Annotated in this window: 5 protein-coding genes and 1 pseudogene; 3 read left to right on the top strand and 3 right to left on the bottom strand. The window is 69.1% G+C overall.

Going from position 1 to position 4033, the window contains the following annotated elements; genetic code table 11:
• Positions 1-90: 90 nt before the first annotated feature.
• A pseudogene (locus CJ197_RS01495) lies at positions 91-546 on the top strand (integrase core domain-containing protein); the annotation flags it as partial.
• 23 nt (positions 547-569) lie between these two features.
• Here CJ197_RS01495 and CJ197_RS01490 read toward each other — a convergent pair.
• The gene (locus CJ197_RS01490) at positions 570-677 is read right to left on the bottom strand and encodes a methionine/alanine import family NSS transporter small subunit (RefSeq protein WP_102234975.1); all 108 of its coding nucleotides are present in this window, start codon (positions 675-677) and stop codon (positions 570-572) included.
• Positions 678-706: 29 nt separating this feature from the next.
• The gene (locus CJ197_RS01485) at positions 707-2365 is read right to left on the bottom strand and encodes a sodium-dependent transporter (protein ID WP_102235014.1); all 1659 of its coding nucleotides are present in this window, start codon (positions 2363-2365) and stop codon (positions 707-709) included.
• A gap of 413 nt (positions 2366-2778) precedes the next feature.
• On the opposite strand from CJ197_RS01485, the gene CJ197_RS01480 reads away from it, so the two are divergent.
• On the top strand, positions 2779-3339 hold the full coding sequence (locus CJ197_RS01480) for a pyridoxal 5'-phosphate synthase (RefSeq protein ID WP_102234974.1): 561 nt from the start codon (positions 2779-2781) through the stop codon (positions 3337-3339).
• A 26-nt stretch (positions 3340-3365) separates the two neighbouring features.
• Positions 3366-3617, top strand: coding sequence for a CidA/LrgA family protein (locus CJ197_RS01475; RefSeq protein ID WP_102234973.1), 252 nt, complete (start codon positions 3366-3368; stop codon positions 3615-3617).
• Between the two features lie 47 nt (positions 3618-3664).
• Here CJ197_RS01475 and CJ197_RS01470 read toward each other — a convergent pair whose 3' ends face one another.
• Positions 3665-3982 (bottom strand): helix-turn-helix transcriptional regulator, encoded by a 318-nt coding sequence (locus CJ197_RS01470; RefSeq protein ID WP_102235013.1) that lies wholly within the window; start codon positions 3980-3982, stop codon positions 3665-3667.
• Positions 3983-4033 lie beyond the last annotated feature (51 nt).

The raw sequence follows: 4033 nt of genomic DNA, 5'->3' as shown, positions 1-4033 counted from the left end.
GACGACATCGCCGAGATCATCACGCAGATCACCGAAGGCCCGGGACACTAAGCAAATGCATCAACTCAGGTCCGAAATCCTTGACACACCCCAAAGCTCGGGTACGCGTTCGTCCACACGGTCATCGATGACCACTCGCGTGTCGCGTACTCCGAGGTCCACGACGACGAGACCGCCATCACCGCCGTCGCCGTCCTGCACCGCGCTGTCGGCTGGTTCGCCGAGCGCGGCGTCACCATCGAACGCATCTTGTCGGACAACGGCGGCGCGTACCGGTCCCATCTGTGGCGTGACACCTGTCAGGCGTTGTCGATCACGCCGAAGAGGACCCGCCCGTACCGCCCCCAGACGAACGGGAAGGTGGAGCGCTTCCACCGGACCATGGCCGACGGGTGGGCCTACGCTCGCTGCTACACCAGCGAGCACGAACGCCGCGACGCACTGCCCGACTGGCTCCACCACTACAACGAGGTGCGTCCGCACACCGCGTGCGCCAACCAGCCGCCCTTCTCACGATTGATCAACGTCCCCGGTCAGTACAGTTAGAGGCGACCCCCGCCCCGCCTCCGTCAGTCCTCCTGCTCGGGGTGGCGCAGGAGGTTGATGATCGCGAGGCCGAGGCCGCCCCATACGGTGAGGATCGCGACGGCCATCATGATGATCGCGGAGAGAGACATGGGAGCTCCTTCAGTCAGAGATGAGCAGGTCAGGTCGCGCTGCTGCGGGCGTGCGGGGTCTTCGCGGCAGGGTCGGCCGCGAGGCCCTTGCCGGGCACCACGGGCGGGGCGATCGGATCCCCGTCGGAATCTGCCTTATGCAGGTTCGACCAGGTCGGCCAGGGGATCAGCGAGAGCCCGATCGCGACGACCACCAGCCCGATCGCCATCAGCCAGCCGAACACGAGGACGAACCAGCCGGGGTAGTCCTCGTAGGTGCCCTCGGTCCCGACCAGCGACACCGTGGAGACAATCAGGGAGATGCCCAGCACGATCGGCGCCACGACGGCCACGAACGCCATCCACAGCTTCCCGGCGGGGAAGGAGCCGAAGTGGTTCAGGTGGTCGCGCAGTGTGGGCAGGCCGCGCACCACGTACGCCACGATCAGCGAGCTGACCAGTGCCGCGGCGACGATGCCGTACTCGTTGACCCACTTGTCCATGACATCCAGCAGCGGCAGCCCCATCGTCGTGGAGTACAGCGCGGTGGAGACCACGGCGATCGGCAGACACACGATGAGCGTGCCGGGCAGGCGGGAGAGCCCGAACTTGTCCTGGATCGCCGCGATGATGACCTCCACGATCGACACCAGCGAGGTGAAGCCGGCCAGCACCAGCGAGCCGAAGAACAGCACGCCGATCAGCGCGCCCGCCGGGGCTTCGGAGATGATCGTGGGGAAGGCGATGAACGCCAGGCCCACGCCGGCGACGACGACTTCGTCGATCGCCACTCCCTGCGCCTGCGCCATGAAGCCCAGGGCACTGAACACGCCGATGCCGCACAGGATCTCGAAGCCGGAGTTCGCGAAGCTCACCACGAGGCCGGAGCCGGTGAGGTCCGTCTTCTTCTTCAGGTAGGAGGCGTAGGTGAGCATGATGCCGAAGGCCACGGACAGCGAGAAGAAGATCTGCCCGTAGGCGGCGATCCACACGCCCGGGGTCAGCAGCGCGCTCCAGTTCGGCTTGAACAGGGCCTCCAGACCGTCGACGGCGCCGGGCAGGAACAGCGCCCGCACCACGAGGATCAGGAACATCAGCACCAGCAGCGGGATGAACACCACGGAGCTGGCGGAGATGCCGCGCTGCACGCCGAGCGCCATCACCACGATCACGGCCACCCACACCGCGATGAGGGAGATCAGCACCAGCGGCACCACGTCGAAGGTGACCTCGACGTCGTCCCCACCGAGCGCCTGCGTGTACTCGCCGAAGAACCCCGCGGGGTCATCGCCCCACCGCTGGTTCAGGGAGAAGATCGTGTAATTCGTGGACCACGCCAGGATCAGCGCGTAATACAGGGCGATGATCAGGGAGATCAGCACCTGCCACCAGCCGATGAACTCGGTCCAGCGCGACAGACGGCGCCAGGCCATCGGGGCCGAGCCGCGCCAGCGGTGCCCGATCGCGTAGTCCAGGAACAGCAGCGGGATGCCGGCGGTCAGCAGCGCCACGAGGTACGGGAGGATGAACGCGCCGCCGCCGTTCTCGTACGCGACGGCGGGGAACCGCCAGATGTTCCCCAGGCCCACGGCGGAGCCGATGGCCGCGAAGATGAAGGCGAGGCGGCCGGGGAAGGCGCCGCGGTCGGCGCTCTGGGCGGCGGGAGCGGTGGGTGTCGATGAGCTCACGAGGAGGCCTCCGGGGGACATCCCGCGCAGGGCGGGGAGGAGCCGGCGCGCTGGGGTGATGCGGCCGACGGGGATGGCGTGCGTCCCGTCACCGGGGTCGGCGACGAGCTTCGATGGCGCCGACAGGGGTGGCGACGGCACCGTCGCGGGGTGCCCGTGGGCCGGGGTGTGGCCCGTGAGCAGGGGTGACGAGCAGGATCGCTGCCCGATGTGCGGCACGTTAGCCATGCGTCCACGCCCCGTCTCACGCTGTCCACGTGCTGGACGGGGTGGGGTGTCCGACGGGTAACGGGTGCCGCTGTGCGCTAGAACGCCGCTGTGCGCGAGAACGCAGCTGTCTGTCAGAACAAAGCTGTCCAGCAGAGCGCAGCTGGAACGCAGGAGGGCCGCCAGCGGAGATCACCGGAGATGTCCGGTGGTGATAGGAAGGAGGTATGACCGATCTCGCCGCTCGCCTCCGCGTCCTGCCCGGATTCCCACCTGACCTGCCTGTCCTGGACCCGGACCGGGTTCCGGAGGATCCGCTCGAGCTGTTCCTCGCCTGGCTCGAGGACGCGATCGCAGCGGGTGCGAGGCAGCCTCATGCCATGACGTTCGTGACCGTTGGCCCGGATGGCGCTCCGCGCAGCCGCACCCTCATCCTCAAGGACGTCGACGAGCATGGCCTGCACGTCTCCACCCATCGCACGTCCCGCAAGGGCGCCCAGCTCGCTGCGGACCCGCACGCGGCGATGCTGTTCTTCTGGCGCGAGAGCGGCCGACAGGTCGAGGTGCGTGGGAGCATCACGGCGCTCGACGAGCAGACCTCCCAGACCGACTGGCAGGCGCGCCCCACCTATGACGGGCGCCCGAACCTCGACTGGCAGGTGTACGCGCTGCAGCCGGAGAGCATCGAGTTCCTCCAGGCACGGGAGGACCGCCAGCACACGCGCATCGCCTACAAACGGCGCAGCGAGAGCTGGACGCACGAACGGGTGACCACCCCGGCGGGCTGAGACCGACCCAGGGCCACCCTGACCAGGTGCATCGTGTCGCTCTCCCGCCCCCGATGCTGCTGGGCTTGGTCGTGCTGCTGCTCGCCCAGCTGATCGGTCTGGGCATTGCGGCGCTGACCGGGCCGCCCATCCCCGGGGTGGTCCTCGGGCTCGTGCTTCTCATGGTCCTGGGTTTGCTGCGCCCCACGCGTGCCGTGGTGCAGGCCGCGGAACCCGCTGCCCGGCCGCTGCTCACCCACCTCCAGCTGCTCTTCGTGTCGCCCGGGGTGGGGGTCTGAGGGGCCGACGGGGCAGGTAGGACAGCTGGCGGGGCCGACGGGCTGGGTCAGCCCAGGTCGATCACGGTGCGCAGACGTGCGAAGACCTCCGGCACCACCGTGTAATGCGCCCATCGGCCCTTCTGCTCCCGCACCAGCAGGCCCGCGTCCACGAGCTTGCGCAGGTGGTGGGAGACCGTGGGCTGGGTGATGCCGAGCGCCGCGGTGAGGTCGCAGGCGCACACGTCCCCGCAGCCCTCCGCCGCGATGTGGGAGAGCAGCCGCAGGCGCATCGGGTCCGCGAGGGCCTTGAACCCTTCGGCGAGCACGGCCGCGTCGGCAGCGCCGAGCGGACCCTGGCCCAGGGTGCAGCAGGGCTCGGGCAGCGACGACGCGGCGCAGTCCGAGGCGGCTGAGGGGGCAGGGGGCGCGGGGGG

The sequence above is a fragment of the Brachybacterium sp. UMB0905 genome (genome assembly GCF_002871795.1).
Taxonomy (GTDB): domain Bacteria; phylum Actinomycetota; class Actinomycetes; order Actinomycetales; family Dermabacteraceae; genus Brachybacterium.
The sequence above is the reverse complement of the archived record's forward strand: the minus strand, read 5'-3'. Positions and strand labels throughout refer to the sequence as shown.

What these genes read in the sequence shown, in the direction of transcription:
- CJ197_RS01490 (WP_102234975.1), bottom strand. Translation starts at nt 677, where the DNA reads ATGTCTCTCTCCGCGATCATCATGATGGCCGTCGCGATCCTCACCGTA.
- CJ197_RS01480 (WP_102234974.1), top strand. Translation starts at nt 2,779, where the DNA reads ATGACCGATCTCGCCGCTCGCCTCCGCGTCCTGCCCGGATTCCCACCT.
- CJ197_RS01485 (WP_102235014.1), bottom strand. Translation starts at nt 2,365, where the DNA reads ATGTCCCCCGGAGGCCTCCTCGTGAGCTCATCGACACCCACCGCTCCC.